The sequence below is a fragment of the Sphingomonas sp. BK345 genome, from assembly GCF_014193845.1.
In the GTDB taxonomy this organism is placed as follows: domain Bacteria; phylum Pseudomonadota; class Alphaproteobacteria; order Sphingomonadales; family Sphingomonadaceae; genus Sphingomonas.
The window spans coordinates 509850-535807 of record NZ_JACHZX010000002.1 but is presented as its reverse complement, the minus strand read 5'-3'; the positions used below and the strand labels follow the sequence as shown (position 1 = coordinate 535807).

Annotated in this window: 26 protein-coding genes and 1 tRNA gene; 10 read left to right on the top strand and 17 right to left on the bottom strand. The window is 70.2% G+C overall.

Annotated elements, in window-relative coordinates; all coding sequences use genetic code 11:
- Nucleotides 1-35: 35 nt before the first annotated feature.
- Nucleotides 36-614 (top strand): HdeD family acid-resistance protein, encoded by a 579-nt coding sequence (locus tag FHY03_RS07650; protein WP_183929824.1) that lies wholly within the window; start codon nt 36-38, stop codon nt 612-614.
- A 201-nt stretch (nt 615-815) separates the two neighbouring features.
- Here the strand turns inward: FHY03_RS07650 and FHY03_RS07645 are convergent, their stop codons facing one another.
- From FHY03_RS07645 to FHY03_RS07625, 5 genes are all read right to left on the bottom strand, one after another.
- On the bottom strand, nt 816-1295 hold the full coding sequence (locus FHY03_RS07645; protein WP_183920635.1) for a glutathione peroxidase: 480 nt from the start codon (nt 1293-1295) through the stop codon (nt 816-818).
- On the bottom strand, nt 1292-1882 hold the full coding sequence (locus tag FHY03_RS07640; protein WP_183929822.1) for a GNAT family N-acetyltransferase: 591 nt from the start codon (nt 1880-1882) through the stop codon (nt 1292-1294). Before FHY03_RS07640 ends, FHY03_RS07645 begins: the two co-directional genes overlap by 4 nt.
- Nucleotides 1879-2553 (bottom strand): ABC transporter ATP-binding protein, encoded by a 675-nt coding sequence (locus tag FHY03_RS07635; RefSeq protein WP_183920637.1) that lies wholly within the window; start codon nt 2551-2553, stop codon nt 1879-1881. The genes FHY03_RS07640 and FHY03_RS07635 overlap by 4 nt, the downstream gene beginning before the upstream one ends.
- Nucleotides 2546-3796, bottom strand: coding sequence for a lipoprotein-releasing ABC transporter permease subunit (locus tag FHY03_RS07630; RefSeq protein ID WP_183920638.1), 1251 nt, complete (start codon nt 3794-3796; stop codon nt 2546-2548). The genes FHY03_RS07635 and FHY03_RS07630 overlap by 8 nt, the downstream gene beginning before the upstream one ends.
- Before the next feature lie 522 nt (nt 3797-4318).
- Nucleotides 4319-6778 carry a TonB-dependent receptor gene (locus tag FHY03_RS07625; RefSeq protein WP_183929820.1) on the bottom strand — a complete coding sequence of 820 codons (2460 nt, stop codon included), beginning with the start codon at nt 6776-6778 and terminating at the stop codon, nt 4319-4321.
- A 206-nt stretch (nt 6779-6984) separates the two neighbouring features.
- On the opposite strand from FHY03_RS07625, the gene FHY03_RS07620 reads away from it, so the two are divergent.
- Complete coding sequence (locus tag FHY03_RS07620) at nt 6985-7452, top strand: Hsp20 family protein (protein WP_183920640.1); 468 nt, start codon at nt 6985-6987, stop codon at nt 7450-7452.
- Between the two features lie 100 nt (nt 7453-7552).
- On the opposite strand, the gene FHY03_RS07615 is transcribed toward FHY03_RS07620, so the two are convergent.
- The 3 genes from FHY03_RS07615 to secG all read right to left on the bottom strand — a co-directional run bounded on the left by FHY03_RS07615 (nt 7553) and on the right by secG (nt 11596).
- A complete protein-coding gene (locus FHY03_RS07615; protein WP_221190043.1) occupies nt 7553-9388 on the bottom strand; it encodes a methyl-accepting chemotaxis protein in 1836 nt (611 codons plus the stop codon).
- A 93-nt stretch (nt 9389-9481) separates the two neighbouring features.
- Complete coding sequence (locus tag FHY03_RS07610; RefSeq protein WP_183920641.1) at nt 9482-11116, bottom strand: CTP synthase; 1635 nt, start codon at nt 11114-11116, stop codon at nt 9482-9484.
- An 84-nt stretch (nt 11117-11200) separates the two neighbouring features.
- A complete protein-coding gene (gene secG / locus FHY03_RS07605) occupies nt 11201-11596 on the bottom strand; it encodes a preprotein translocase subunit SecG (RefSeq protein WP_183929818.1) in 396 nt (131 codons plus the stop codon).
- Nucleotides 11597-11860: 264 nt separating this feature from the next.
- On the opposite strand from secG, the gene FHY03_RS07600 reads away from it, so the two are divergent.
- From FHY03_RS07600 to eda, 8 genes are all read left to right on the top strand, one after another.
- Nucleotides 11861-12196 (top strand): MarR family transcriptional regulator, encoded by a 336-nt coding sequence (locus FHY03_RS07600; RefSeq protein ID WP_132908177.1) that lies wholly within the window; start codon nt 11861-11863, stop codon nt 12194-12196.
- Nucleotides 12141-12503 (top strand): SH3 domain-containing protein, encoded by a 363-nt coding sequence (locus FHY03_RS07595; protein WP_311721336.1) that lies wholly within the window; start codon nt 12141-12143, stop codon nt 12501-12503. The genes FHY03_RS07600 and FHY03_RS07595 overlap by 56 nt, the downstream gene beginning before the upstream one ends.
- Complete coding sequence (gene argC / locus FHY03_RS07590) at nt 12500-13429, top strand: N-acetyl-gamma-glutamyl-phosphate reductase (protein WP_183929816.1); 930 nt, start codon at nt 12500-12502, stop codon at nt 13427-13429. Before FHY03_RS07595 ends, argC begins: the two co-directional genes overlap by 4 nt.
- A 21-nt stretch (nt 13430-13450) precedes the next feature.
- Nucleotides 13451-14914 carry a glucose-6-phosphate dehydrogenase gene (zwf, locus tag FHY03_RS07585; protein ID WP_183920644.1) on the top strand — a complete coding sequence of 488 codons (1464 nt, stop codon included), beginning with the start codon at nt 13451-13453 and terminating at the stop codon, nt 14912-14914.
- Between the two features lie 355 nt (nt 14915-15269).
- Nucleotides 15270-15974 (top strand): 6-phosphogluconolactonase, encoded by a 705-nt coding sequence (pgl, locus tag FHY03_RS07580; protein ID WP_183929813.1) that lies wholly within the window; start codon nt 15270-15272, stop codon nt 15972-15974.
- Nucleotides 15975-16080: 106 nt separating this feature from the next.
- On the top strand, nt 16081-17895 hold the full coding sequence (edd, locus tag FHY03_RS07575; protein WP_183929811.1) for a phosphogluconate dehydratase: 1815 nt from the start codon (nt 16081-16083) through the stop codon (nt 17893-17895).
- A 102-nt stretch (nt 17896-17997) separates the two neighbouring features.
- Nucleotides 17998-18963, top strand: a complete 966-nt coding sequence (gene glk, locus FHY03_RS07570) for a glucokinase (protein ID WP_183920647.1) — start codon at nt 17998-18000, stop codon at nt 18961-18963.
- A 4-nt stretch (nt 18964-18967) separates the two neighbouring features.
- Nucleotides 18968-19573, top strand: coding sequence for a bifunctional 4-hydroxy-2-oxoglutarate aldolase/2-dehydro-3-deoxy-phosphogluconate aldolase (gene eda / locus FHY03_RS07565; RefSeq protein ID WP_183920648.1), 606 nt, complete (start codon nt 18968-18970; stop codon nt 19571-19573).
- A gap of 197 nt (nt 19574-19770) precedes the next feature.
- Here the strand turns inward: eda and FHY03_RS07560 are convergent, their stop codons facing one another.
- The 9 genes from FHY03_RS07560 to FHY03_RS07520 form a co-directional block, all read right to left on the bottom strand.
- The gene (locus FHY03_RS07560; protein ID WP_183920649.1) at nt 19771-20823 is read right to left on the bottom strand and encodes a Glu/Leu/Phe/Val dehydrogenase family protein; all 1053 of its coding nucleotides are present in this window, start codon (nt 20821-20823) and stop codon (nt 19771-19773) included.
- Between the two features lie 93 nt (nt 20824-20916).
- Nucleotides 20917-20993: transfer RNA gene (locus tag FHY03_RS07555), tRNA-His, on the bottom strand.
- A 48-nt stretch (nt 20994-21041) separates the two neighbouring features.
- Nucleotides 21042-21761 (bottom strand): type II secretion system protein N, encoded by a 720-nt coding sequence (gene gspN, locus FHY03_RS07550; protein ID WP_183929809.1) that lies wholly within the window; start codon nt 21759-21761, stop codon nt 21042-21044.
- Nucleotides 21761-22237 (bottom strand): type II secretion system protein GspM, encoded by a 477-nt coding sequence (gene gspM / locus FHY03_RS07545; RefSeq protein ID WP_183920651.1) that lies wholly within the window; start codon nt 22235-22237, stop codon nt 21761-21763. Before gspM ends, gspN begins: the two co-directional genes overlap by 1 nt.
- A complete protein-coding gene (gene gspL, locus FHY03_RS07540; protein WP_183929807.1) occupies nt 22234-23319 on the bottom strand; it encodes a type II secretion system protein GspL in 1086 nt (361 codons plus the stop codon). The genes gspM and gspL overlap by 4 nt, the downstream gene beginning before the upstream one ends.
- On the bottom strand, nt 23316-24278 hold the full coding sequence (gene gspK, locus FHY03_RS07535; protein ID WP_183929805.1) for a type II secretion system minor pseudopilin GspK: 963 nt from the start codon (nt 24276-24278) through the stop codon (nt 23316-23318). Before gspK ends, gspL begins: the two co-directional genes overlap by 4 nt.
- Nucleotides 24265-24969: a type II secretion system minor pseudopilin GspJ gene (gene gspJ, locus FHY03_RS07530; protein ID WP_183929803.1), complete on the bottom strand. Its 705-nt coding sequence runs from the start codon at nt 24967-24969 to the stop codon at nt 24265-24267. Before gspJ ends, gspK begins: the two co-directional genes overlap by 14 nt.
- Nucleotides 24966-25355: a type II secretion system minor pseudopilin GspI gene (gspI, locus tag FHY03_RS07525; protein ID WP_183929801.1), complete on the bottom strand. Its 390-nt coding sequence runs from the start codon at nt 25353-25355 to the stop codon at nt 24966-24968. The genes gspJ and gspI overlap by 4 nt, the downstream gene beginning before the upstream one ends.
- Nucleotides 25342-25836 (bottom strand): GspH/FimT family pseudopilin, encoded by a 495-nt coding sequence (locus FHY03_RS07520; protein WP_183920655.1) that lies wholly within the window; start codon nt 25834-25836, stop codon nt 25342-25344. The genes gspI and FHY03_RS07520 overlap by 14 nt, the downstream gene beginning before the upstream one ends.
- Nucleotides 25837-25958 lie beyond the last annotated feature (122 nt).

Here is a 25958-nt window from a genome sequence, read left to right as displayed (position 1 = left end):
GCCGGCCCGTTCGCCGGCGCAGCAGGAGGACGGACATGAGCGATGTTAGAGGCGTGCCGCGCGCGATGGGCGCCGGTTGGGGCTGGATCATGGCCTATGGCGTGGTGTCGGTGCTGGTCGGCGTGGCGGCGATCATCTGGCCCTATGTGGCGACCTACGCCGCCACTGTGGTGATCGGCACCTTGTTCTTCATCTCGGGTGTGTTCTCGATCGCGGCCGGCGTGTTTGGCCACGGCAGCGAGAGCCGCATCTACGCGCTGCTGTTCGGCGTCCTGTCGGTCGTGGTCGGCGCGATCATGGTGTTCGAGCCGATGACGGGCGCGGTATCGCTGACCTTGATGGTGGCGGTGTGGCTCGGCGTGCGCGGCGTGCTGGAGATCGTGGCGGGAACGCGGATGCGGCGCCGGCGCGTCATGATGATCGTGCTCGGCGTGATCAACCTGCTCTTGGCGCTGTTCATCCTGATGACGGTGCCATGGTCGGCGCTGACGCTGCCGGGCCTCGTGCTGGGGATCAGCTTTCTGTTTGGCGGCGTGACCGCGATCGCCGCGGCGAGCGACCACCGCAGCGGCGCCAGCGCGTTCGCGATGCCGGAGGAGATGGTGCAGCAGTGAGGTGGGCGGCGGTGGTGCCCAGTAGAGCAGCGGCGGTGGAGTGGCCACCTCGACCTTCCGCCGCCCGGCATCCTGAACTCGTTTGAGGTTCCACGGTCCCGCGAGCGCCGCGGCCGATCGGTGTGCAGTACGGTGGATCCTGAGACGAGTTCAGGATGACGCTGTTCGCGGGGGGGTGGCAGTGAGTCTAATCACCCGCCGTCACAACAATGCCTCAATATCGGTCCGCAGCGCCTCGGGCGCGGTGGTTGGCGCATAGCGGCGCACCGTCTCACCATCGCGCGCGATCAGGAACTTCGTGAAGTTCCACTTGATGGCGCGTGAGCCCAGCAGCCCCGGCGCGGCGCGCTTGAGCCGCTCGAACAATGCGTCCGCCCCCGTCCCGTTGACTTCGACCTTCGCGAAAACCGGGAAGCTCACGTTATAGTGGGTCGAGCAGAAGGTCGCGATCGCGGCGGCGTCGCCCGGCTCCTGCGCGCCGAACTGGTTGCAGGGGAAAGCCAGCACCCCCAGCCCGCGCTCGGCATAGTCGCGGTGGAGTTCCTCCAGCCCGGCATATTGCGGCGTGAACCCGCACTGGGACGCGGTGTTGACCACCAGCAGCACCCGGCCGGCATAATCCGCCAGCGACTGCTCGCCGCCGTCAGCGGTCCTCACGCTCAGGTCAGTGATCGCGCTCATCCGTGCCTCCGCAGCAGGAACTCGAAGTTGGTCCGCACCCCCGGCCACTCGCTGGCGATGATCGAGTAGACCACCAGGTCGCGCACCCTCCCGTTGAACAATTGGTGCGAGCGCAGCACGCCGTCGCGCTTGGCGCCGAGCCGCTCGATCGCGGCCTGCGAGCGCTTGTTGAACCAGTCGGTGCGGATCTGCACCACCTGGCAGCCGAGCGCGTCGAAGGCGTGCCCGAGCAGCAGCAGCTTGGCCTCGGTGTTCACCCCGGTGCGCTGCACCGAGCGCGCGTAGAAGGTGCCCCCGATCTCGACGCGGCGATGCGCCTCGCTCATCCGCATGAGGCGGGTGAGCCCGACGACGCGGCCGTCGGGCGCTTCTACCGCGAACGGCAGCGCGCGGCCGAAGTCGCGCTCGCGCAGCGCGGCGGCGACGAAGGCCTCGGGGTCGGTCAGGCCGGAGACGTTGGCAAAGAACAGCTCGGTAAGGTCGCCGTCCCCCGCCGCCGCGGCGAGCGCGGGTGCGTCCTCCGGAGTGAGCGGGCGGAGCACCACGTGCTGTCCGACCAGCCGCGGCGTCTCGCGCCAGCGGCTCACGCGATCGTGCCCTCGTGCAGCCGCACGACGCGGTCCATCTTGGCGGCGAGCCGCTCGTTATGCGTCGCCACCAGCGCCGCCGAGCCCTCGCCCCGTACCAGCCGCAGGAACTCGGCGAGCACGACGTCGGCGGTATGTTCGTCGAGGTTGCCGGTCGGCTCGTCGGCCAGCACCAGCGCGGGCCGGTTGGCGAGCGCGCGCGCCACCGCGACGCGCTGCTGCTCGCCGCCCGAGAGCTGCGCCGGGCGATGCGTCAGCCGGTGACCGACCCCGAGCGCGGTGAGCAGCACGGCGGCGCGTTCCTCGGCGGGCGCTCGCTCGGCGCCGTGGATCAGCTGCGGCAGCACGACATTCTCGATCGCGTTGAAGTCGGGCAGCAGGTGGTGGAACTGGTAGACGAAGCCGAGCCGGTCGCGCCGCATCGCGGTGCGGCCGGCGGCGTCGAGCTGCGCCGCCTCCACCCCGGCAATCCGGATCGAGCCCGCGAACCCACCCTCGAGCAGCCCGACCGCCTGGAGCAGGGTCGATTTGCCCGAGCCCGATGGCCCCAGCAGCGCCACGATCTCGCCCGGCGCGATGGCGAGGTCGACACCGCGCAGCACGTGGATCGTCGCGCCGCCCTGGGTGAAGCTGCGCGCCAGCTCGCGCGTCTGGAGCACCGCCTCACTCATAGCGCAGCACCTCGACCGGGTCGGTGCCCGCCGCCTTGAGCGCGGGATAGACCGTCGCCAAGAAGGTCATCAGCAGCGTGATCAGCACGATCGCGACGATCTCGACCGGGTTGGGCTTGGACGGCAGCTCGGTGAGATAGCGGATCGACGGGTCCCACAGGTTCTGCCCGGTGATCGCCTGCACCGCGTTAACCACCGACTGGCGGATGAACAGGAAGCCGAAGCCGAGCAGCAGCCCCGCCACGGTGCCGAGCACCCCGATCGTCGTCCCCACGGTGATGAAGATCCGCAGCATCGCGCCGCGGCTCGCCCCCATGGTGCGCAGGATCGCGATGTCGCGCGTCTTGGAGCGCACCAGCATGATCAGCGACGAGGCGATGTTGAAGGCCGCGACCAGGATGATGATGCACAGCACGGTGAACATCGCGACGCGCTCGACCGCCAGCGCGTCGAACAGCTCGGCGTTGAGCCGGCGCCAGTCAGCGACCGCGGCATAGCCCTGCACCTTGCGCGTGAGCGGCGCGAGGATCTCGCCGACGCGGTCGGCGTCGTTGGTCTGCAGCTCGATGATCCCGACGCTGTCGCCGCTCAGCAGCAGGGTCTGCGCGTCGGCGAGCGGCATCACGACATAAGCCTTGTCGTAATCGTACACGCCGACCTCGAAAATCGCGCCGACGGTGTAGTTGACGTAGCGCGGCATCGTGCCGAACGGGGTCGAGGGCCCGAGCGGGTTGATCAGCGTGATCTCGGACCCGATCGTCGCGCCGAGCTGCTCCGCCAGTCGCGCGCCGATCGCGACGTTGTTGCTCCCCGGCGTCACGCTGGCGAGGCTGCCGACGATGACCTTGGAGTTGATCGTCCGATTGGCGCGGATGTCCTCGGGCCGCATGCCGCGCAGGATGATCCCCTCGGCGCGGCCGTTGTAGGTGACGAACAAGGGCTGCTCGATCATCGGGATCGCGCTGGTGACCCCCGGGGTGGCCTTCGCCTCGGCGAGCGCGCGGCGCCAGTCGGGCAAGCGGCCGTTGTAGCCCTGGATCACGGCGTGACCGTTGAGCCCGACGATCTTGTCGAACAGCTCGGCGCGGAAACCGTTCATCACGCTCATCACGATGACCAGCGCGGCGACGCCGAGCATCACCGCGCCGAGCGAGAAGCCCGCGACCAGGACGATGAACCGCTCACCGCGACCGGGCAGCAGATACCGCCGCGCGATCATGCTCTCGTAGCGCGACAGCAACATGCCGCCGCCTCTAGGATGGCGCGCGCGGCGGCGCAACGGGGCGTGTGGCGGATTCGACACAGAGCTGCCGCAATCGGTTTTGCCCGCGTTCATTTCGGTCGACAGCCGAACGCCGCACCAGCATACCTTCCCTCACTGGCACACAGGCAAAGGCCGTGGTTCGGGGAATGTCGTCGAGCTCCGCTTCACACCGAAGCGCGCGGGCAGACGGCGGGATAGGGGGCTGACGAGCGATCGTCACGCAGGCGCCCGGGTCGCGATGAGCGGCCCGGGCGTTTGCTTTGTGGCGGCAATGTGGTGACGCCGCGCATACAATCAAACGAGGTCGACAAGTTCGGTACGCCGTGATCGCTCACGATCGCAGATCCTGTCGTCATCCCGGGCCCGACCCAGGATCCATGTTGCCGCGCGTACTGCCACCGTTGCTCTCGCGGCCAGATGGATCCGGCTCAGGGCCGGGATGACGATCACTCGCTGGGGCTGCCTGCCTGAGGCCTAGCCTCTGCCGTGGCGCGCCATCGCTCAGAAGTTCGCCGAGACCGTCACACCATAAGTGCGCGGATCGCCCGGCTGGCCGACCACCAGCCCGGTGTTGCCCGACTGGGTCGCCAGCAGCTCGTAATAATCCTGGTCGAAGGCGTTGCGCAGCCACAGGAACGCGTTGAGGCCGCGGTCGCTGCGATAGCCCAGCCGCACGTTCGAGATCGAATAGCCATCGATGTTGGTGTAGATCGACTCCGACGGGTTGCTCGAGAAATCGGAGCGATAGCTGCCGTCATAGCCGAGATAGACGTTGCCGCCCTCGCCCCCCAGCGTCACCGGCACCGCATATTCGGCACCGTAGGAGAAGGCCCATTTCGAGATGCCGGGCAAACGCTGGCCCGAGATGTCGCAGTTGGCCGGACTGCTCGTGCCGCCCGACAGCTCGGGCGGGCACGGCGCGTCGGTGAAGTCGACGTATTTGGCGTCGGTATAGGCCGCGTTGGCGTAGACGTTGAGACGCGTGGTCGGGCGGAACGCCGAGTCGAGCTCGACGCCGCGCGTCCGCACCTTGCCCGCATTGGCGAGATAGCCGCGCAGCACGCCGAGCTGGCCGTTGGTGACGGTCGCCTGATAGTCCGAGATGTCGGTCCAGAAAGCGGCCAGATTCACCGTCGCGCGGCGATCGAGGAACTGGGTCTTGAGCCCCAGCTCATAGTGATTGACCTTCTCGGGCTTCACCGTCGCGGCGCTGAGGATAGGATTGTTACCGGCGTCCAGCGGCAGACCCGAGAGGTTGATCCCGCCCGACTTGTAGCTGCGCGCGTAGGTGGCATAGCCGTGGACGTCGGCGGCGATGTCCCAGGCCGCGGTGATGTCACCCGAGACGTTCCAATTGTCGAAGTCGGGCGCGTAGCTCTGCGGCGCGAGAACGCCGCGCTGATCGCTGGTCAGCGTGGTCGAGCCGCTGCCCGTCGTCACCACCGAGACATAGGAGCCGCGCTTCTTGTCATAGTTGACGCGCACGCCGGGCGCGATCGAGAAGCTGTCGCCGAGATGCCAGGTGAGCTTCCCGAACGCCGCGGCGGAGGTGTTGGTGAAGCCGATCGTGTTGCGCGCGGTCAGCCCGTCGAGGATCGCCGGGTTGCAGGCCGCGCTGCTCGGGCGCGCGCAGCCGTTGGCGCCGAACGGCGGGTCACCCGGATTGAGCAGCCAACGGCTGGCCGCCGGCCCCTGTACCTGGAGCCCCTGCGTGTCGATCGTCTGGCGGAAGTAGAAAAGGCCGGCGACATAATCGACGCGGTGCTGCCCGTTCGAGGCGACGCGCAGCTCCTGGCTCACCTGCTTCTGCTGCGACGGGTTGGCCGACACCGTGGTGATCGGCAGGCCGATGAAGTCGCGGTCGTTCGAGGGATTCCAATCCCAGAAGCGCCACGCGGAAACCGAGGTGAGCGTTGCCGCGCCGACGTCCCAGTTGGCCACCAAGGACGCGCCGCCCAGCTCCTGGCGCGCGCGCAAAGGTGTGTCCAGGTCCGTGAGCCGGTCGAAGGCGTTGCGCGACGGCGGCGCGTAGCCGAAGGCGGCGGCGAGCGCCTCATATTGCCGCGCGAGCGGCCGCTGCGTGCGGCCGACTCGCGCGAAGATCTGCGCGCAGCATTCCGGATCCTGGTGGTTGTAGTCGCCGGCGAGCGTGAGATCGAGGTTGGACGCCGCCTGCCAGAAGAGCTGCCCGCGCAGGCTGCGATTGTCCTGCGCGTTTACATAGGCGCCGGTACGCGTGTTGTAGATCGTGCCCCGTCGCGATGTCACCGAGGCCGACAGTCGGATCGCCAGCGTGTCGTCGATCAGCGGACCCGAGGCAGAGGCCTTGGCCTGGAGGAACTCGAGGTTGCCTGCGGTGAGCTCCACCCGTGCCTCGGGCGTGAAGCTCGGTCGCCGCGTGGTGATGTTGATTGCGCCCGCGGTGGTGTTCTTGCCGTAGAGCGTGCCCTGCGGTCCGCGCAGGATCTCGATTCGCTCGGTGTCGGTGAAGTCGAAGGTGGCCGAGGCGATGCGCGAGTAATAGACTTGGTCGACATAGATGCCGACGCCTTGCTCGATCCCGTCGTTGGTGAGGCCGAACGGGGCGCCCAGGCCGCGGATGTTGGCGGCCGAGTTGCGCGGGTTGGTCGAGTAGAATTGCAGCGTCGGCTGGATCTGCGTCAGCCGGCTGACATTATACGCGCCCGTCTCCGCCAGCGCGGTGCCGCCGATTACCGACACCGCGAGCGGCACGCGCTGCACGCTCTCGGCGCGACGCCGCGCGGTGACGACGATGTCGCCCCCGCCCTGCTGCGCCGGGCCGAGCCGACCGCGCTCGTTGTCACCGCTGCCGTCGACCGTCCCGCGCACCACGGCATCGTCCTGCGACGGTGCCGCAGCAGCGGGCGCACCAACCGCCTGATCGGCCGCGGCGGACGGTACGGCGGCCTGTGCCAGTAGCAGCGCGAGCGTGAGCGACATCGAATTCCCCCCTGTTTACCTCGACATCATCCTGCATCGCCGATCCCGCATAGTCCATCAACGAAGTAGGAGTATCAGGGGGACTTGAAACGCTTCGTGCTACTCCCATTTAGCTAGCGTGCGGTGCCGCTGGCCGGGCCGCACGGACAAAGGCGCCGCGGATGACCGGGCGCCTTGCTTCAAATAGCTCATCGGAGGATTTGAACATGCGTTTCGACCTTACTCCCTACCGCCGCTCGACCATTGGCTTTGATCGTCTGTTCGACATGATCGAGGCGAATGCGCGCGGCGCATCCGAGAACTATCCGCCGTTCAACCTGGAGCGAGTCGCCGACGACCGCTACCGCATCACGCTGGCCGTTGCCGGCTTCAGCCGCGACGAGATCGAGATCACCGCGCAGCAGAACCTGCTGCAGGTGGCCGGCAAGAAGGACGATCGGGCGGAGAATGCGCAGTTTCTCCACCTCGGCATCGCCAACCGCAGCTTCGAGCGGCGGTTTGAGCTGGCCGACTTCGTGTTCGTGGAGGACGCGCGGCTGAACGACGGGCTGCTGGTGATCGATCTGGTCCGCGAGGTGCCTGAGGCGATGAAGCCGAAGTCGATCGCGATCAAGACCGGCCCGCAGCTCACCGCGGTGGAGGACAAGGCCACCGACGCGGCGCGCGCCGCGTAAGGGTCAGCCGCGCGAGCGGGATCGGCGTCTCTTTGCTCCCTTTCGAGGCGCCGGTGGGGGCGTCCGGGCCGACAGGTCCGGGCGCCTTTCCCTTATAGACTCACTCGGCACGTAGGGCGCCGTCATCCTCACCCCCTTGCCCGCGCGGAGCATGGCCGAGCCGCGGCGCGGGCTTGGGCAGGCGACGCGCGGGAGCCTCGATCTGGCGGTGGCGCGGCAGGCCGGCGCGGGTCGGCGCGGAGCGGTCGAGCAGGAAACACGCGACCTCCTGGGCTAGCGCGTCCGCCTCGCCCGCGAGCGCGCGCGCCGCGGCCGTCGTTTCCTCCACCATGGCGGCGTTCTGCTGGGTGACGCCGTCCATCTCGGCGATCGCCTTGCTCACCTGCACGAGCCCAGTCGACTGCTGGTCGGCCGCCTCGGCGATCTGCGCCACCAGCGCGCCGATCTCGCCGACCCGCGCGATGATCCGGGTCAGCGCGTTGCCCGCCTCCACCACCAGCTTGGCGCCCGCGCCGACCTGCTCGGTCGAGGCGCCGATGCGCTTCTTGACGTCGCGCGCGGCGTCGGCCGAGCGCTGCGCCAGCGCCCGCACCTCCTGCGCCACCACCGCAAAACCGCGGCCGGCGTCGCCCGCACGCGCCGCCTCCACGCCCGCGTTGAGCGCGAGCAGGTTGGTCTGGAAGGCGATGCCGTCGATCACGCTGATGATGTCGCCGATCTCGTGCGAGGCGCGCTCGATCCCGCTCATTGCCTCGACCGCGCGGCGCACCACCTCGCCCGAGCGCTCGGCATCGCCGCGCGTCTCCACCACCACGCCGTTGACGCGCGAGACGCCCTCGGCGGTCTGGCGCACCGTCTCGGTGATCTGCTGCATCGCCGCCGAGGTCTGCTCCAGGCCGGCGGCATGTTTCTCGGTACGGAGCGACAGGTCGTCGCTCGCCTGCAGGATCTCGTCGGCGCCCTCGCTGATCCCGGCGGCACTCGCCTGCACCGCCGCGAGCACCGCTGCCAGCGCCTCGATCGCATCGTTGAAGTCGGTGCGCAGCTTGCCGAACGCGCCCTCCAGCTCGGTGTCGACGCGGGTCGTCAGATCGCCGCGCGCCAGCGAGTCGAGCCCCGCGCCCACGCTGGTGACGATCAGTGCGGTCTGGCGCACCTTCTCCTGCTCGGCGGCGAGCAGCCGGTCGCGCAGCTTGATCGCGGCGGCGGCGACGTCGCCGACCTCGTCGCCGCGCCCCGCCCCCGCGATCTCGACGCCGAGGTCGCCATCGGCGAGCTGCAACAGCCCGTTGGTCACGACATCGAGCGGGCGAGCGATGCCACGGATGAGCATCATCAGCAGCGCGATCACGAGCAGCGCGGTCAGCGCCATCGCCACGAACGTGATCGTTCGCGCCGCGTCGACGAGCGAGCGCGCGGTGGCCACGCCGTTATCGAGCGAACCCGACTGCTGCACCAGCAAGCGGTTGGCATCCCGCTCGACATCGGAGAAGGCCGGCGCGCGCGCGCGGAACGTCGCCAGCCCCGGCGCCCCGACACGGCGGAACTGGTTCGCTCCGGACGCACGATAGGTCGACCAGTCGTGCGCGAACTCGCGCAACAGGCCCTGTGTCACCGGTGAACGCAGCCGGCCGTCGAGCTCCGCGACCCGCGTCTCCACCGCACGCGCGCGCTCGGCAAGGTCCTGTGCCGCCGCGGTCACCTCAGCACCGTCGCGCGCCGCTGCCAATGTGGCCTCGCCCAGCCGATATTGCGTGGCCGCGAGCGCCATGGCCGAGGCTGATTCATAATTGTGGCGGCGGTGAACGCCGATATCTTCCGCAATCGCGTCGATGCGGCTCACGTTGGCGAGCGCGAGCAGGTTGATCCCCAGCATGACGACGAAGATCACCGCGTACGACAGGACGAGCCTGGGCGCGATGCGTAACTGATCCATCAGAGGCGAGCTCCGTTGACCGCGCCGCCACCCGGCTGCGGTTCCGCTGCCTCAATTATAAGACGACCGCTCGCCGGAGCGGTCGTCGCGCCCCTACACTAGCCGGCTCTGCTTGAGCGCGGCCTCGATGAAGCTGGCGAACAGCGGGTGCGGATCGAACGGCTTGCTCTTCAGCTCCGGGTGGAACTGGACGCCGACGAACCACGGGTGGTCGGGGCGCTCGACGATCTCGGGCAAGGTACCGTCGGGCGACATGCCCGAGAACACCAGCCCACCCTTTTCCAGCGCCTCGCGATAGCCGGTGTTGACCTCGTAGCGGTGCCGATGCCGCTCGGAGATCTGCGTGTCGCCGTAGATGGAGGCGACCACGCTGTTGCCCGCGAGCGTCGCGTCATAGGCGCCGAGCCGCATCGTACCGCCGAGATCGCCCTGCGCCTCGCGCTGCTCGAGCCCGTCACGGCCCATCCACTCGGTGATCAGGCCGACGACGGGCTGCTCGGTCGGACCGAACTCGGTCGACGAGGCCTCGGCGATGCCGGCGAGGTCGCGCGCGCCCTCGATGCACGCCATCTGCATGCCGAAGCAGATGCCGAAATAGGGGATCTCGCGCTCGCGCGCGAACCGCACCGACTTGATCTTGCCTTCGGCGCCGCGCTCGCCGAACGCGCCGGGCACGAGGATCGCGTCGAGCGGCTCGAGCTGGCTGACGATCTCCTCGTCGTCGTGCTCGAACAGCTCGGCGTCGATCCAGCGGACGTTGACCTTGACGCGATTAGCGATCCCGCCGTGGACCAGCGCCTCGTTGAGCGACTTATAGGCGTCCTGCAGGCCAACGTACTTGCCGACCACGCCCACGGTCACCTCGCCCTCCGGGTGCTGGAGGCGATCGACGATCTCCTGCCAGCGGCTGAGGTCGGGCGGCGACGAGGGCGTAATGCCGAAGGCGCGCAGCACCTCCGAGTCGAGCCCCTCGGCGTGATATTGCAGCGGCACCGCATAGATGCTGGCGGCGTCGAGCGCGGGGATGACCGCGCTCTCGGGCACGTTGCAGAACAGCGCGATCTTGGCGCGCTCCGACACCGGGAGCGGCTTCTCGCAGCGGCACACCAGCACGTCGGGCTGGACGCCGAGCGCGGCAAGCTCGCGTACCGAATGCTGCGTCGGCTTGGTCTTCAGCTCACCCGCCGCGGCGATATACGGCACGAGCGTGACATGGACCGAGATCGCGTTGCCGCGGCCGACCTCGTTCTTGAGCTGGCGGATCGCCTCGATGAAGGGCAGCGACTCGATGTCGCCCACCGTGCCGCCGATCTCGCACAGCACGAAATCGAGGTCGTCGGTCTCGGCGCGCGCGAACGCCTTGATCGCGTCGGTGACGTGCGGGATAACCTGCACCGTCGCGCCGAGATAGTCGCCGCGCCGCTCGCGCTCGATGATCGTCTTGTAGATGCGGCCGGAGGTGATGTTGTCCGACTGGCGCGACGCCACGCCGGTGAAGCGCTCGTAATGGCCGAGGTCGAGATCGGTCTCGGCGCCGTCGTCGGTGACGTACACCTCGCCGTGCTGATACGGGCTCATCGTCCCCGGATCGACGTTGAGATAGGGGTCGAACTTGCGGATGCGCACGCGATAGCCGCGCGCCTGGAGCAGCGCCGCGAGGCTCGCCGCCATGAGACCCTTACCGAGCGAGGAGACCACGCCGCCGGTGATGAAGATATACCGCGCCATGGGGCGAACTGCCTAACCTTATAGTACGAGCGAGGGCAAGCGCGCGGTGAGGCCGCGCGCGACGAGTCGACGCTGTGGGAGTGATCAGCGCGCCAGCGGCACGCCGTTGTCGGCCGGCGCCGGGACGGGCGCGGCGGCGTTCGCCGGCTCACCCGCGAGCGGGACCTGCGCGGCGGCGTCGGGCTGAGTCGGCGCCGGCTGCTGGGTCTGCGCCGCGGGAACGCGCCGCTGCAGCGAGGTGTCGACCGACACCGCACCGCGGTGCGCCGCGATGAAGGCGAGGACGATGCTCATCACCACGAAGATTCCCGCCAGCACCGAGGTGGCGCGCGTGAGGAAGTCCGCCGCGCCGCGCGCCGACATCAGCCCCGACGGACTGCCCGACGAGGTCAGGCCGCCGCCTTCCGAGCGCTGCATCAGGATCACGGTGACGAGGGCAGCCGCGATGATGGCCTGGAGGACGAGCAGGAAGGTGAACATGGGAGCGACGCGGGTCCGATACAGCGAGGGGCACGCGCGACCAGGTCGCGCACGCCGGATGGCGGGCACATAGGGGAGCGGCGGGCGCGGATCAACCGCGCCGCTCGCCCCTGGAACGGCACGATTTCGCCTCGCTAATTCGTAACATGGCTGAAACCAGCCGCGGAAGCGGGCGTTATTCTCGCACAAACCCGGAACGGACCGGGCGTGATGCAGCGGGACGAGGACGTGGCAACATTGGCGCAACCCGAACTCAGTTCGTGGATGAACGCGCTGGTCGATTACGTGCGCTCGGGCGAGCCCGACCTCACCAATCGCCAGATGGCGCTCCTCCTGGTCGTTTACTTGCGGCCCGGGCCGCACACGGTGCGTGGTCTGGCGCGCGTGCTCAACGTCTCCAAACCCGTGGTGACGCGCGCCTTGAACAGATTGGGTGCGCTCGGCTATCTGCGCCGCCAACGCGACGACAGCGACAAGCGCAACATCTTCGTCGCGCGTACATCCGAAGGGGCAGATTTTCTTGAGGAGTTCGGCCAGTTCATCGGTGACGGCGACCACCCGCCCGCCCGCGCCGTCGGGCAGCAGCACGTCACCGCGTAGCGGCTTCACGCTGACGGGGCGGTCGCGCACGCTCGACCCGCGCACCCATGCCGTGCGCGCCGACATCGCCGACGTCCGCCTCGCTGACCGCGTCTTCGCGCCGCATTACGCCGCGCCGCTGCGCCGGGCCCTCGCCACGGCGGCGACGTTGCGCGAATCGCGCGACCCTGCCTCTGCGGCGCTGGCGGAGCTGCCCGCGGGCGCGGCGTTCGACCTGCTCGACCTCACCGGCGGCGTCGCCTGGGGGATCGCGGTGGAGCTCAGTCTCGTCGGCTATGTCGACGCCGCGACAGTGCGCGCGGCGTGACGGTCTCGGTCTTCATCGACGGCGCCGCTGGTACCACGGGGCTGGAGATCCGCGAGCGGCTCGCAGGCCGTGGCGACGTCGCAGTGGTGACGATCGACGAGGCGCGCCGCAAGGACGCCGCCGCGCGCGCCGAGGCACTCAACGACGCCGACGTCGTGATCCTCTGCCTCCCCGACGAGGCCGCACGCGAGGCGGTGGCGATGATCGCCAACGATCGCACGCGGGTGATCGACGCCTCGACGGCGCATCGGGTCGCGCCCGACTGGACCTATGGCTTCGCCGAGCTGGAGCCCGACCAGGGCGATCGCATCGCGGCGGCGCGTCTGGTCGCCAATCCGGGCTGCTATCCCACCGGCTTCCTCGCGCTCGTCCGACCGCTCGTGCGCGCGGGACTGCTCGCCGCCGACGCGCCGCTCAGCGTCAACGCCGCGTCGGGCTATTCCGGCGGTGGGAAGGCGATGATCGCTGAGTTCGAGGGCGGCGAGGCGGTCACCGCCTTTCGCCCCTACGCGCTGGCGCTCGCGCACAAGCATGTCGGCGAGATGACGCGGCACGCCGGACTCGCTGTCGCGCCGATCTTCCAGCCAGCAGTGGCGCGCACCTATCGCGGGATGGTGGTGCAGGTGCCGCTTCACCTCAGCCAGCTCGCCCGCCGCGCCACGCTCACCGACCTGTCCGAGGTGCTGGCCGCCGCCTATGACGGCGAGCGCGTCGTCCGCTTCGCGCACGAGGCGGCGACGGTGGTGAAGATCGAGGACGACGCGGGGACCGACCGCATGACGCTGCGCGTCGTCGGCAACCAGGCCAGCGGCCACGCGCTGCTGATCGCCACGCTCGACAATCTCGGCAAGGGCGCCGCCGGTGCGGCGGTGCAGAACCTCAATATCATGGCCGGCTTCGACCCCGTCGCCGGTCTGACCCTCTAGAAAGCGACGCAGGAGACTCAGATGGAGCGCAATCCGGTGGGCAAGCTGCTGCTGTTCGGTGCGACCGGCGACCTCGCCAAGCGAATGCTGCTGCCCTCGCTTTACGGGCTGCACGCCGACGGGCTGCTGCCCGCCGGTCTGACGATCACCGGCTCGGCCCGCAGCGACCTTGACGACAACGCCTTCCGCGACGTCACGCGCAAGGCGCTCGACGAGTTCCTGCCGGCCGACCGCAAGGACGCGAGTGCGATCGATAGCTTCCTCCAGCGACTCCAGTTCCAGCCCGCCGACCTGTCCGACCCGAACAGCTTTCAGCCGCTCGCCGACAAGATCGGCGACGTGTCGAGCGGACTGGCGATCTATCTGTCCACAGCGCCCTCGCTGTTCGAGCCCGCGGTGCGCGGGCTGGAGAGCGTCGGCCTCGCGGGCGACACGGTGCGGATCGGGCTGGAGAAGCCGCTCGGCTACGACCTCGAGTCGAGCCGCGAGATCAACGACACCGTCGCCTCTGCCTTCCCCGAGGACAGGATCTTCCGGATCGATCATTATCTCGGCAAGGAGACGGTGCAGAACATCCTCGCGCTGCGTTTCGGCAACTCGATGTTCGAGCCGATCTGGAATGCCACGGGGATCGACAACGTCCAGATCACGATCGCCGAGACGGTGGGGCTCGAGGATCGCGCCGGTTATTACGAGGGCGCGGGGGCGCTGCGCGACATGGTGGCCAACCACGTGCTTCAGCTGGTCGCGCTGATCGCGATGGAACCCCCGGCATTGTACGACGGCACCGCGATCCGCGACGAGAAGGCCAAGGTCTTCCGCTCGCTGCGCCACATGAAGCCTGAGGAGGTGCAGGGCTATACCGTCACCGGCCAGTATGAGGAGGGCGCGGTCAGCGGCAAGGTCGTGCGCGGCTACGACTCCGAGCTCGGCTATGACAGCGACGTCGAGACCTTCGTCGCGATCAAGGCGTTCGTCGACAATTGGCGTTGGCAGGGCGTGCCCTTCTACCTGCGCACCGGCAAGCGCATGGCCAAGCGCCGCAGCGAGATCGCGATCCAGTTCAAGCCGGTGCCGCACTCGATGTTCTCGGGACGCGGCGGGCTGCTCCAGCCCAACAAGCTGATCATCCGCCTCCAGCCCGAGGAATATATCCAGCTGCTGGTGATGACCAAGGAGCCGGGGCTCGACCGAGAGGGGATCAAGCTGCGCGAGGTGCCGCTCAACTTGAGCCTCGACGCGCAGTTCGCGGGCTCGCGCCGGCGCATCGCATATGAGCGGCTGCTCCTCGATCTGATCGAGGGCGATCAGACCTTGTTCGTCCGCCGCGACGAGGTCGAGGCGCAGTGGAAATGGATCGACGCGATCCGCGCCGGCTGGGCCGCGGCGCAGACCAAGCCGAAACATTATGCCGCGGGAACCTGGGGCCCGGCCGGCGCGATCGCACTGACCGAGCGCGACGGCGTGAGCTGGCACGACGACTGAGAGGTTCGGTGTTCCTGCGCAGGCAGGAACCCAGGGTTGTCGAGCGGTGCGCCCGTGGCTCTGGGCTCTTCCTGCGCAGGAGCGTGAGTCGCCTCATCGTGCCGCTGACTCGGCGAAGGCTGGGGACCATGTGAGCAGGCTGTCGTGGGTCCCACCTGCCATCTCCCATCTGGCCCCCCGCATTCGCCGGGTTGTTGGCTCGCGCTAGACCGGTTGCTTAGCCCCGACCCTCGTCCCGCTCACCGCATTGCTCGGTTGACCTGACCGAACTTCCTGCGAAAGCAGGGCGACGACCCTGCCGGCGCGTACCCGCGCGGCGACCAGCGCGACCCGACGCGTCGCGACGGAGAGAGATATGACCGAGATCGAATGGTGGGAATATGACGACGCGGCCGAGCTGGCCGACGCCGTCGCGGGCGACATCCAGTTCGTCGTCGAGAGCGCGATCGACGCGCGCGGCTCGGCGGTGATCGCCTTGGCGGGCGGCAAGACCCCCCTGCCCGCCTATGAGAAGCTGGCCCAAGCCAAGCTCGACTGGAAGCGCGTGACGATCATCCCCGGCGACGAGCGTATCGTCCCGCTCGGCGACCCGCTCTCCAACGTCACCGCTTTGGGCAAGATCTTCATACCCAAGGGCGCGCGCGTGATGCCGATCGTGCCCAAGGCCACCGACGACTATAAGGCGGCGGGCCGCTCCGCCGACGCGCTGATGCAGGACCTCCACTGGCCACTCGACCTGTGCGTGCTCGGCGTCGGCGGCGACGGCCACACCGCCTCGATCTTCCCCGGCCCCGATTATGACGAGGCGCTCAACGGGCCGAAGGAGCGCCGTGCGCTCGGCGTCATGCCCGATCCGCTGCCACCCGAGGCGCCGGTGGCGCGCGTCACGCTCAGCCGCCAGGCGATCGCCACCGCACGCGCGCTGATGATCGCGGTGACCGGCGACGCAAAGCGCAAGGTAATCGAGGACGCGATCAAGGAGGGCGCTGGCTCGCCTTATCCGATCGGCCGCGTGCTCGCCGACGTCGAGCTGCCCGTCGACATTCACTGGGCCGCCTGAGAAGCGCACACATACGTATTCCGACCTCGCGGGACTTGAGTGCGGCAGGGCCCTGCCGCACAACCGCGCCGCCGCGCGACAACCCGCCCGAGCCGAAGGTAGCAGCATGAATCCAGCCGTCAGCGCCGTCACCGATCGGATCATCGAGCGCTCGCGCCCGACCCGCCAGGCGTATCTCTCGCTGATCGAGCGCGAGCGTGACGGCTGGATTGGCCGCCCGCGGCTCGGCTGCGCCAATCTCGCGCATGCCTATGCCGGCACGCCCGAGGACCGCGATGCGATGACGACGCGGCACGAGGCGATGAACATCGGCCTCGTCACCGCCTATAACGACATGCTCTCGGCGCATGCGGTCTATTACCGCTATCCCGAGCAGATGAAGGTGTGGGCGCGCGAGGTCGGCGCCACCGCGCAGGTGGCAGGCGGCGTGCCCGCGATGTGCGACGGCGTCACCCAAGGCTATGCCGGCATGGAGCTGTCACTGTTCAGCCGCGACACGATCGCGCTCAGCACCGCGGTGGCGCTGAGCCACGGCACCTTCGAGGGCGCGGCGCTGCTCGGCATCTGCGACAAGATCGTGCCTGGGCTGCTGATGGGCGCGCTGCGCTTCGGCCACCTGCCGATGATCCTGATCCCCGGCGGCCCGATGCCCTCGGGCCTGCCCAACAAGGCCAAGGCGGCGGTGCGCGAGCGCTTCGCCGAGGGCCAGGCAACCCGCGACGAGCTGCTCGACGCCGAGATCCAGGCCTATCACACCCAGGGCACCTGCACCTTCTACGGCACCGCCAACACAAATCAGATGATGATGGAGGTGATGGGGCTGCACATGCCGGGCGCCGCCTTCGTCAATCCCGGCACCAAGCTGCGCCAGGAGCTGACGCGCGCCGCGGTCCACCGGCTCGCCGCGATCGGCGTGCACGGCGACGATTACCGCCCTCTTGGCGCCTGCGTCGACGAGAAGGCGATCGTCAACGCCGCGGTAGGGCTGCTCGCCACCGGCGGCTCGACCAACCACCTGCTCCATCTTCCCGCGATCGCGCGCGCCGCGGGCATCGTGATCGACTGGGAGGATTTCGACCGGCTCTCCGCCGCGGTGCCGACCGTCGCGCGGGTCTATCCCAACGGCTCGGCCGACGTGAACGCGTTCGAGGCGGCGGGCGGCATGCCCTTCGTGATCCGCGAGCTGATCGGCGCCGGCTATCTCCACCGCGACCTGATGACCGTCGCCGGCGACGATCTCTCCGCCTATGGCGAGCGCCCGATGATCGAGGGCGAGCAGCTGACGTGGCAGGCGGTGCCGGCGAGCGGCGACGAGACCATCCTGCGCCCGGCCGACCGGCCCTTTTCGCCCGACGGCGGCATGCGCATCCTCCAGGGCAATATCGGCCGCGCCTGCATCAAGGTGTCCGCGGTCGAGCGCGAGCGCTGGGTGGTCGAGGCGCCCGCCCGCGTCTTCGCCGACCAGCTCGAGGTACTCGCCGCCTTCCGCAACGGCGAGCTGGAGCGCGACGTCGTCGTGGTCGTCCGCTTCCAGGGTCCGCGCGCCAACGGCATGCCCGAGCTGCACAAACTAACCCCGCCGTTGGGCGTGTTGCAGAACCGCGGCTTCAAGGTGGCGCTCGTCACCGACGGGCGCATGTCGGGCGCGAGCGGCAAGGTTCCGTGCGCGATTCACTGTTCGCCCGAGGCACTGGGTGGGGGCGCGATCGGGCTGATCCGCGACGGCGACCTGATCCGGGTCGACGCCGAGGCGGGCACGCTCACCGCCTTGGTCGACGCCGACGAATGGGCGGCACGCACCCTCGCTGTGGCACCGCCCCCCGCCAGCGGCATGGGGCGCGAGCTGTTCGGGCTGTTCCGCGGACTCGCCGACGAGGCCGAGAAAGGTGCCAGCGCGATACTGGCGGGCGCCGGATTGTAGTAGCGTCGCGGCCCTCTCCCGCGGGAAGAGGGGCACGAGCGCGGCATCGCGGCGGCTGCCGCGGCGACCGCTGGCCCGCGCGACGGGGAGAGGGAGAAGAGCATGCAGATCGTATCGGTGGACATCGGCGGCACCCACGCCCGCTTCGCCATCGCCGAGGTCGACAACGGCCGCGTCCAGTCGCTCGGCGAGCCAGTGACGCTCAAGACCGCCGAGCACGCCAGTCTCCAGACCGCCTATGAGGCATTTCGCGCGCGCCAGGGCGGCACGCTGCCCCCTGCCGCCGCGATCGCGGTGGCCTCGCCGATCACCGGCGACGTCATCCGCCTGACGAACAATCCGTGGGTGATCCGCCCGTCGCTGATCCCGGAGCGGCTCGGCGCCGAACAATGGACCATCATCAACGACTTCGGCGCGATCGGGCATGCGGTGGCGCAGCTGCCGGACGAGGATTTCGAGCATCTTTGCGGCCCCGCGACGCCGCTGCCCGGCGACGGCGTCACCACCGTCTGCGGCCCCGGCACGGGGTTGGGCGTGGCGCAGGTCTTCAAGCGCGACGGACGCTATTCGGTGCTGCCGACCGAGGGCGGGCACATGGACTATGCCCCGCTCGACGGCATCGAGGACGCCATCCTGAAGCGGCTGCGCAAGACCTACACGCGCGTCTCCGCCGAGCGGATCGTCGCCGGTCCCGGCATCGTCGCGATCTACGAGACGCTCGCCGAGCTCGAGGGCCGCGCGGTGCTTCGCCGCGACGACAAGGCGATCTGGACCGAGGCGCTGGAGGGCACCGATTCGATCGCGCTCGCCGCGCTCGACCGTTTCTGCCTCGCGCTCGGCGCGGTGGCGGGGGACCTCGCGCTGGCGCAAGGCGCGCAGGGCGTCGTGATTGCCGGCGGGCTCGGCCTGCGGATCAAGGATAAGCTGCTGCGCTCGGGCTTCGACCAGCGCTTCGTCTCCAAGGGCCGCTTCCAGTCGATGATGGCGGCGATCCCGGTCAAGCTCATCACCCATCCCCAGCCCGGCCTGTTCGGCGCCGCGGCGGCTTTCGCGCAGGAGCACCAGTGAGACCATGAGCGACATCGAGACCGTGATGCGCACCAGCCCGGTAATCCCGGTGCTGGTGATCAAGGACGCCGGGCAGGCGCGCGGGCTGGCCGAGGCATTGGTCGCCGGCGGGCTCAAGGTGCTGGAGGTGACGCTGCGCACCCCCGCCGCGCTCGACGCGATCCGCGCGATGAAGGAAGTGCCCGGCGCGATCGTCGGCGCGGGTACCGTCGTCACCGCAGAGCAGGTGGCGCAGGTGAAGGACGCGGGCGCCGAATTCATCGTCTCGCCGGGCCTGTCGCAGAAGCTGGGTGAGACCATCCAGGCGAGCGGCATTCCCTGGCTGCCCGGCGTCGCCACCGCCGGCGACATCATGCGCGGGCTCGACATGGGCCTGTCGCACTTCAAGTTCTTCCCGGCCGAGACGAGCGGCGGGATCAAGGCGCTCAAGGCGTTGGCGGCGCCCTTCTACCAGTGCCGCTTCTGCCCGACCGGCGGCATCACTGAGGCGAGCGCGCCCGACTGGCTCGCGCTCGACCCGGTGCTGTGCGTCGGCGGCAGCTGGGTGACCGAGGGCACGCTGCCCGAGATCCAGGCGCGCGCGCGGGCGGCGGCGGGATTGGCGCGGTAAAGAGTTGGCGAGAGGCGGGAGGTCGGCCGGTCGAAGGCAGAGGCCCGCGCCCTCCATCCGTCATCCCGGACTTGGTCCGGGATCCACCGCGCCGCGTACCTACCGGCGCCTGAGTACGGGGGCTAGAGGATCCCGGACCAAGTCCGGGATGACGGTAGTGGGAGCGCCGCACAGCGTGACACGGCGCACCTCCCCGCTCACGCGCGCCCGATCAGCCGCCGCGCAATCCGGTCCGCGACCTCGGCCGTCGGGTCGCCCGTCGCCGCGGCCTCGTCCCACACCTGGTCGAGCCGGCCGGGGATCTGCGCGATCCGCGCCATCACCTCGGCCTCGTCGCCGTGCCCGAGATACTCGAGCCCGACGTTGATGATCCCGCCCGCGTTGATGACGTAATCGGGCGCGTAGACCACGCCCGCGTCATGAAGCCGTCGCCCGTCCGCAGCGGTGGCGAGCTGGTTGTTGGCACCGCCCGCGACGATCTTCGCCTTGAGCGTAGAGATCGACTGTTCCGTCAGGATCGCGCCCAGCGCATTGGGGCTGACGATGTCGACGTCGGCGCTCAGGATCGCGTCGGGCGCCACCACGGTCGCGCCCAGTTCGGCCGCCAGCCGCTCGGCGCGCGCCTGGTCGACGTCGGCGAGTGTCAGCATCGCGCCGTCGCGCGCGAGCAGCTTGGCGAGTCCGCCACCGACCGAGCCGAGCCCTTGGATTGCCACGCGGACGCCCTTGACGTCATCGCTGCCGAGCCCGCGCTTGGCGGCGGCGCGGACTCCGAGATAGACGCCGTGCGCGGTGTACGGCCCGGGATCGCCGCCCGCCGCGCCCTGCGCCACGGGAAGGCCGGAGACGTAGCGCGTCTCCTCGGCGATCACCTTCATCCGCGCCTCGGACATGCCAACGTCCTCCGCGGTGACGTAGCGCCCGCCGAGCGACTCGACCGCGCGGCCGAAGGCGCGCAGCTGCGCCTCGCTGATCGTCTCGCCCGGCTGCGACGCGAGCACCACACCCTTGCCGCCGCCCAGCGCCAGACCCGCCATCGCGTTCTTGTAGCTCATCCCGCGCGACAGCCGCAGCGCGTCGGTGAGCGCGCGCGAATCATCGGCATAATGCCAGAAGCGCACCCCGCCCGCCGCCGGCCCAAGCGCGGTGGAGTGGACGGCGACCACTGCCTTGAGCCCGGAGGCCGGATCGGCGAACAGGTGGAGCCCTTCATGGGCGTCGAAATCGGGATAGTCCCACAGCGAGGTCATCACGCCTCCGTCAAGCGCAGCAGAATATTACCGCGTAGCGCAATATTCGTAGCCGGCGGCCGACGCCAGCGCGAAATGCAGATGAGGGAGAAATGGGGCGATCGACGGGACTTGAACCCGCGACCCTCGGTACCACAAACCGATGCTCTAACCAACTGAGCTACGATCGCCGCGAAGGCCGGTCCCCTAGCGGGGCGCGTGGCCCCTCGTCAAGGCGCTCAGAATCTTCCTTCCACCGCGAACGTGCGGGCCACCCCATTGGCGACGAACCCGCCGGCGTCGAGCCGCGCCGCGACCGTCGGGTCGGTCGGCACCAGCGTCAGCTCGGCGCGGTAGCGGCCGTCGGCCCATAGCCGCAGGTTGACCCCCTCGCCCGCCCCGCTGCTCAGCGGCAGCAGCAGCGCGCCCGCATCACAGCGCGCCGCGCCGCTGATCGCGCCGGGCAGCGGCTGGCCGAGGAACTGCCCCGACAGCGTCGCGCGGACGCGGCCCTCGGCCTGCTCGCAGGCCGAGTCGACGAAGCGCACGGTGACGTCGTCGAGGTCGAGCGCGGTCACGGGCAGCGGGCGAAAGGCGTTGCCGGGCGTCAGCGGCCCGCGCGCGCCGATGATCGCGGCGCGGTTGCGCGCCAGTTCGACCGTGCCGGACAGCTGGCGCGACGGGTCGGCGCTCGCGCCGGCCAGCGCGATCCGGGCGCGCCCGATCAGCAGTGCGAGCGGCGACACGCCGGCATCGAGATCACCCAGCGCGATGTCGCCGAAGCGCGCCTCGATCAGCCGGCCCGACCACAGGCTGCCGGTCACCTCCCGCGCGGTGAAGCCCTGCGCGTCGAGCCCGGCCCAGCCGAGCGCCAGTCGCATCGGCAGGAAGGCCAGCACCGCCAGCACGAACAGCGCGATGAAGAGCGCGCGGCGCCCGGTAGCGAGCCGGATCCGCATCACTCGCCCCGCTGCCGCAGGCTGAGCTGCGCGGTGACGCTGCCCGCGCCGCTGCCGGTGACGCTGAGCGAGTCGACCAGGATGCCCTCCTGCTCCAGCCCTGCGACCCAGCGCATCAGCGCCCCGGCGCGCGCGCTGGTGATCGAGGTGCGGACCTGATCGGGCGCGACCACATCGAGCGAGGCCAAAGCGAAGCCCGCCGCATCGGCGCGCGCGCGGACAACATCGGCGAGCGAGCCGCCGAGCGCAGTGGCGCCGCGGCGCTGGAGCGACTTGACCTGGGTGAGCCCGCTCTGCGCCGCGCCCAGCCGCACCACCGCGTCGGTGTAGCGCGCGCGCGACGACGAGAGGCCGTTGCGCACCGGCAGGATTACCGCCGCCCAGACGAGCGTCACGACGAGCAGCACGACCATGACCGCGATCAGCCGCCGCTCGCGCAGCGAGCGCGACTCGAACCAGGCGCGCGCGGCGTTCACGGCCGCACCGTCATGTCGCCGGTGAGCCGGTTGTTGGCCTGCTGGAACACGCTCGACTCCACCGTGAAGCCCGCGCCGGCGAGCCGCTGCTTGATCGTGTTGGCCTGCGCCTCACCGGCGAGCGAGAGCGACACGCGCAGCGAACCGTTGGGTTCGAACTGGAGCGCGGTAACCTCGCTCTCCGGCACCGCGTCGACGATCGCGTAGACCGCCGCGGCGGTGCGGGTGAAGCCCTGCCCCGGCCCGCGCAGCCGGGTCAGCCGCTCGCCGAGCAGTCGCGCCGAATCGCCGGCGTTCGCGCCACGCGGCAGCGCCTGGCGCGCCACCGTGTCGGCCTGTGCCTCGATCGCGTCGGCGCCGAACGAGTAGCGCAGGATCCGCACCAGATCGATCGCGAGTGTCGCCAGCAGGATACAGCCGACCAGCACGGCCATGCGGCGCAGCAGCGCCCAGTCGACCGCGCGCTGGCGCCGCCGCGCGAATGCACCCTGGCGTAGGTCGATCGCCGGCGCGGCGATCGAGGCGACCGCGGCAGCGCGCACCGCGTCGCGCGCGAGCGGCGACGGGCGCTCGCCCGCGGTGATCAGCTCGGTGAGCAGTGGCTCGTCGGCCCAGCCGCTGGTGCGGCCGCGCACGACGCGTTGGCCCGGCAGGTCGGCGGCGACATAGCCTTCCTCCGGCACGGGCAGCAGCAACGGCGCGGGAACGATCGCGCCCGGGTCGATCCCGGCACGCGCGAGCGACTCCAGCCAGGCCGCCATGCGCGCCGGTGCCACGACCGCGATCGCGCGCTCGCCGCCCTTCTCGCCGCCGACCGCGATGTGGAGATCCTGCGCGGGCTCGGCGGTGGCGTCGCTCACCACCACACGCGCCGCGGCCAGCGCCTGCGCGGGCGAGCGCGCGGGCAGCTCGGCCCAGTGGAGCGTCACCGCGTCGGCGGGGGCGACCGCGATCACCGGCATCTCCTCGTCGCGCGCGGGCACGCCCTCGCCCTCGCGCTCGACGTGATCGTCGCGAATCCGCCACCAGCGCCACGGCTGGTCGTCGGCGGGAGGAAGGAAGAGGAGCGTGGCAGCGGTCATGACGCATCTCCCCATTGCCGCGTCACGAGCCGGACGGGAAGGGTCCGCGCGTCGATCAGCCCCTGTTCGTGCAATTCGGCGGTGCCGAGCGTCACGTCGACGCGCAGCGCGAACCACACGGTCTTGACGCTGGTCGACTGCGCGGCGCCGATCTGCGACGCGCCGCCGCTCTGGGTGGAGAGTTGGGCCCACATCTGGTCGACGCTGGACCAGCCGTTGGGCGGCCGGCGCAGCAGCACGCCCTGCGCCGCCTCGATGCTGAGCGACTCGCCCACCAGCATCGCCAGCAGCGGCGCCTGCTCGGGCAGCAGGGTGTTGACGTTGAAGACGTTGCGCTGCGCCAGCGGCAGGGTGCAGAGGTAAGGCCGCAGCGTGCGATACACCTCGGGCGTGACGCCGCGCACTGCGCGCAGCTCGCTGACGTCCGCCATCAGCACGCCCGCGGTGCGATAGCCGCGATAGTCGCTGTCCTCCGCGCCGCCGGGAAGCGGGCTATCGTCACTGTCGATCCAGTCGGCCGCCGCTGCGGCGACGCGGTCGCCGTCGGGCACACGAAGCAGCCGCGCCAACCGCTGCAATTGCTGGAGCGACTCGATGTTGACGGCGTAGCTGCCGTCGGGCGCGCGCAGGACGAGACTGTTGAGGTTGAAGCAGTTGCCGCCGTCGGTGACGCGCGCCGTCGCGGAGCCGCCCGGGATCGGCAGCCCGAACGGGCGCCCGCTCCATCCCCCGGTCAAGGCGACCCGATCGCGCGCCTGGCTGAGCAGCGACGTCACGCGCGTGGTCGCCAGCGTCTCGGCGGCATAGGCGTAGCCGCGCGCGGCATCGAGCGCGACCGCGTTGGCCGCCAACCGGGTCGAGAGCCGCAGCCGCTCGAGCGCGCTCGCCGCCATGACGGAGATCACCGCGACGAGCAGCAGCACCGTCAGCAATGCCGCGCCGCGCTCACCGGGCCGCATCGCCGCCTCCCGGCATCCGCGCCGGCGCGCCCATCCCCGGCGACACCGCACCACCGCCAGCGGCCCCCCCCGGCGATCCGCCGCCGCTCTCCTGTACGCGCCCCGCGCCGGTGCCCACGAGGAACAACAGTCGATACAGCCGTGAGTCGGCGCGGGTCACGACCAGCTCCACCGCCTGGGGCAGCGCGGCGCGCGGATTGCCCTGCCAGGTATCGCTCCAGGCGCCGCGGTAGCGGAAGCGCAGCTGCACCGTGCGCACGCGATCGAGCAGCAGCGCAGGCGGCAGCGCCGCCGCGCCGTCGAGCGCCGGATAGGCGACTCGCTCGAGTCCGTCGCCGGCGAGGCGGTACTCCACCTTCTGCAACTCGGCGCGCGGTGCCTGATCGGGGTTGCTCCAGCCGGCGCGGACCAGCCGCAGCAGCGGCATCGCGGCGGCGTCGCCGCTGAAGGCGGGCAGCAGCACGCCGTTCACGTCACGCGTGTTGCGATCCTGGGCCTGGGCGAGGTCCGCGGTGAGGATCGAGGAGAGCCGGCTCAGCGCGCCGGTGTCGTCGAGCGCGACCTCGCTGGCTCCCTGCGCGCGCACGCTGAAGGCGAGCAACGCGACGCCCGCGGCCGCGATCATGCCGAAGATCATCAGCGCGATCATTACCTCGACCAAGGTGAAGCCGGCGTCGCGGCGCGCGCTCATCCCGCCACGTCCACCGACAGCGCTGGCGCAGGGGGCCGCACCATCGTCATGCGGCCGAGCACCGCACCGCCGGGATCGCTGACGCTGACATCGACCCGCATCACGTCGCCGTCGCCGAGCGGCTGTACCTGGCGCACCCAGGTCCAGGCGCGGCCGCCGTTCTGCTCCACGCCGGAGGAGCGCCCGCGCACCGGCGGCTCGGCGTCGGTCACCGCCTCGATCGCGACGTTGCGCGCCACCGCCTGCGCGAGCAGCGTGGCGGAGAGGGCGCCGGTCGAGCGGATCGTCTGACCCTCCAGCCGGATCAGCGCGAGCGCTGCAAGGCTGAACACCGCCAGCGCCACCATGATCTCGATCAGCGTGAAGCCGCGCTCAGCCCGCGACATGCGCGCGCCCGTCGGGCTCGATCACGACATCGGTGCGCGCGCCCTCGCGCGTCAGCGTGATCGTCAGCGGGCGGTCCGCCAATCCGGTGGTGTCGAAGGTGACGCGCTCGCGCACCAGTCCCGCCGCCGCGGTGCCGGGGCGCCACTGCTCGACCCCGAGGGGCGGCTCCATCGGCGTCCAGCGTCCACCACGCCACTGGTCGAAGCCGTAGCCGGTCTCGGTCACCCACAGGCTGACGGGCCGCGACTCGACGATCGCGGCGTCGTGCGCGCTGCGCGCGCGGGCGGCGAAGCGCGCCGCCTCGTCGGTCAGCCGGCCGCGGGTGTCGGGCATGGCGAGCACCGCCGCGGCCGAGGCGAGGCCGATCACGGTGATCACGACCATGAGCTCGATCAGGGTGAAGCCGCTGGTGGTGGGGTGCTTCTCAAGGCTCGCGCCCGGTGCGTTTGTCTCGACGACTGCCCTGCACCCCACCGTCATCCCGGACTCGTTCCGGGAACCACCGTTGCGCAGGAGCCGCGGCTCCGGGATACGCGGACCGGTGGATCCCGGAACAAATCCGGGATGACGGAGGCGTGTGAAGAAGGCGCGGACCTTCCGCG

Excerpts from the sequence above, each read along its gene's own strand:
- FHY03_RS07650 (WP_183929824.1), top strand. The coding sequence starts at position 36 with ATGAGCGATGTTAGAGGCGTGCCGCGCGCGATGGGCGCCGGTTGGGGC.
- FHY03_RS07645 (WP_183920635.1), bottom strand. The coding sequence starts at position 1,295 with ATGAGCGCGATCACTGACCTGAGCGTGAGGACCGCTGACGGCGGCGAG.
- FHY03_RS07635 (WP_183920637.1), bottom strand. The coding sequence starts at position 2,553 with ATGAGTGAGGCGGTGCTCCAGACGCGCGAGCTGGCGCGCAGCTTCACC.
- FHY03_RS07630 (WP_183920638.1), bottom strand. The coding sequence starts at position 3,796 with ATGTTGCTGTCGCGCTACGAGAGCATGATCGCGCGGCGGTATCTGCTG.
- FHY03_RS07625 (WP_183929820.1), bottom strand. The coding sequence starts at position 6,778 with ATGTCGCTCACGCTCGCGCTGCTACTGGCACAGGCCGCCGTACCGTCC.
- FHY03_RS07620 (WP_183920640.1), top strand. The coding sequence starts at position 6,985 with ATGCGTTTCGACCTTACTCCCTACCGCCGCTCGACCATTGGCTTTGAT.
- FHY03_RS07615 (WP_221190043.1), bottom strand. The coding sequence starts at position 9,388 with ATGGATCAGTTACGCATCGCGCCCAGGCTCGTCCTGTCGTACGCGGTG.
- FHY03_RS07610 (WP_183920641.1), bottom strand. The coding sequence starts at position 11,116 with ATGGCGCGGTATATCTTCATCACCGGCGGCGTGGTCTCCTCGCTCGGT.
- secG (WP_183929818.1), bottom strand. The coding sequence starts at position 11,596 with ATGTTCACCTTCCTGCTCGTCCTCCAGGCCATCATCGCGGCTGCCCTC.
- FHY03_RS07600 (WP_132908177.1), top strand. The coding sequence starts at position 11,861 with ATGAACGCGCTGGTCGATTACGTGCGCTCGGGCGAGCCCGACCTCACC.
- zwf (WP_183920644.1), top strand. The coding sequence starts at position 13,451 with ATGGAGCGCAATCCGGTGGGCAAGCTGCTGCTGTTCGGTGCGACCGGC.
- pgl (WP_183929813.1), top strand. The coding sequence starts at position 15,270 with ATGACCGAGATCGAATGGTGGGAATATGACGACGCGGCCGAGCTGGCC.
- edd (WP_183929811.1), top strand. The coding sequence starts at position 16,081 with ATGAATCCAGCCGTCAGCGCCGTCACCGATCGGATCATCGAGCGCTCG.
- glk (WP_183920647.1), top strand. The coding sequence starts at position 17,998 with ATGCAGATCGTATCGGTGGACATCGGCGGCACCCACGCCCGCTTCGCC.
- eda (WP_183920648.1), top strand. The coding sequence starts at position 18,968 with ATGAGCGACATCGAGACCGTGATGCGCACCAGCCCGGTAATCCCGGTG.
- FHY03_RS07560 (WP_183920649.1), bottom strand. The coding sequence starts at position 20,823 with ATGACCTCGCTGTGGGACTATCCCGATTTCGACGCCCATGAAGGGCTC.
- gspN (WP_183929809.1), bottom strand. The coding sequence starts at position 21,761 with ATGCGGATCCGGCTCGCTACCGGGCGCCGCGCGCTCTTCATCGCGCTG.
- gspL (WP_183929807.1), bottom strand. The coding sequence starts at position 23,319 with ATGACCGCTGCCACGCTCCTCTTCCTTCCTCCCGCCGACGACCAGCCG.
- gspK (WP_183929805.1), bottom strand. The coding sequence starts at position 24,278 with ATGCGGCCCGGTGAGCGCGGCGCGGCATTGCTGACGGTGCTGCTGCTC.
- gspJ (WP_183929803.1), bottom strand. The coding sequence starts at position 24,969 with ATGAGCGCGCGCCGCGACGCCGGCTTCACCTTGGTCGAGGTAATGATC.
- gspI (WP_183929801.1), bottom strand. The coding sequence starts at position 25,355 with ATGTCGCGGGCTGAGCGCGGCTTCACGCTGATCGAGATCATGGTGGCG.
- FHY03_RS07520 (WP_183920655.1), bottom strand. The coding sequence starts at position 25,836 with ATGACGGTGGGGTGCAGGGCAGTCGTCGAGACAAACGCACCGGGCGCG.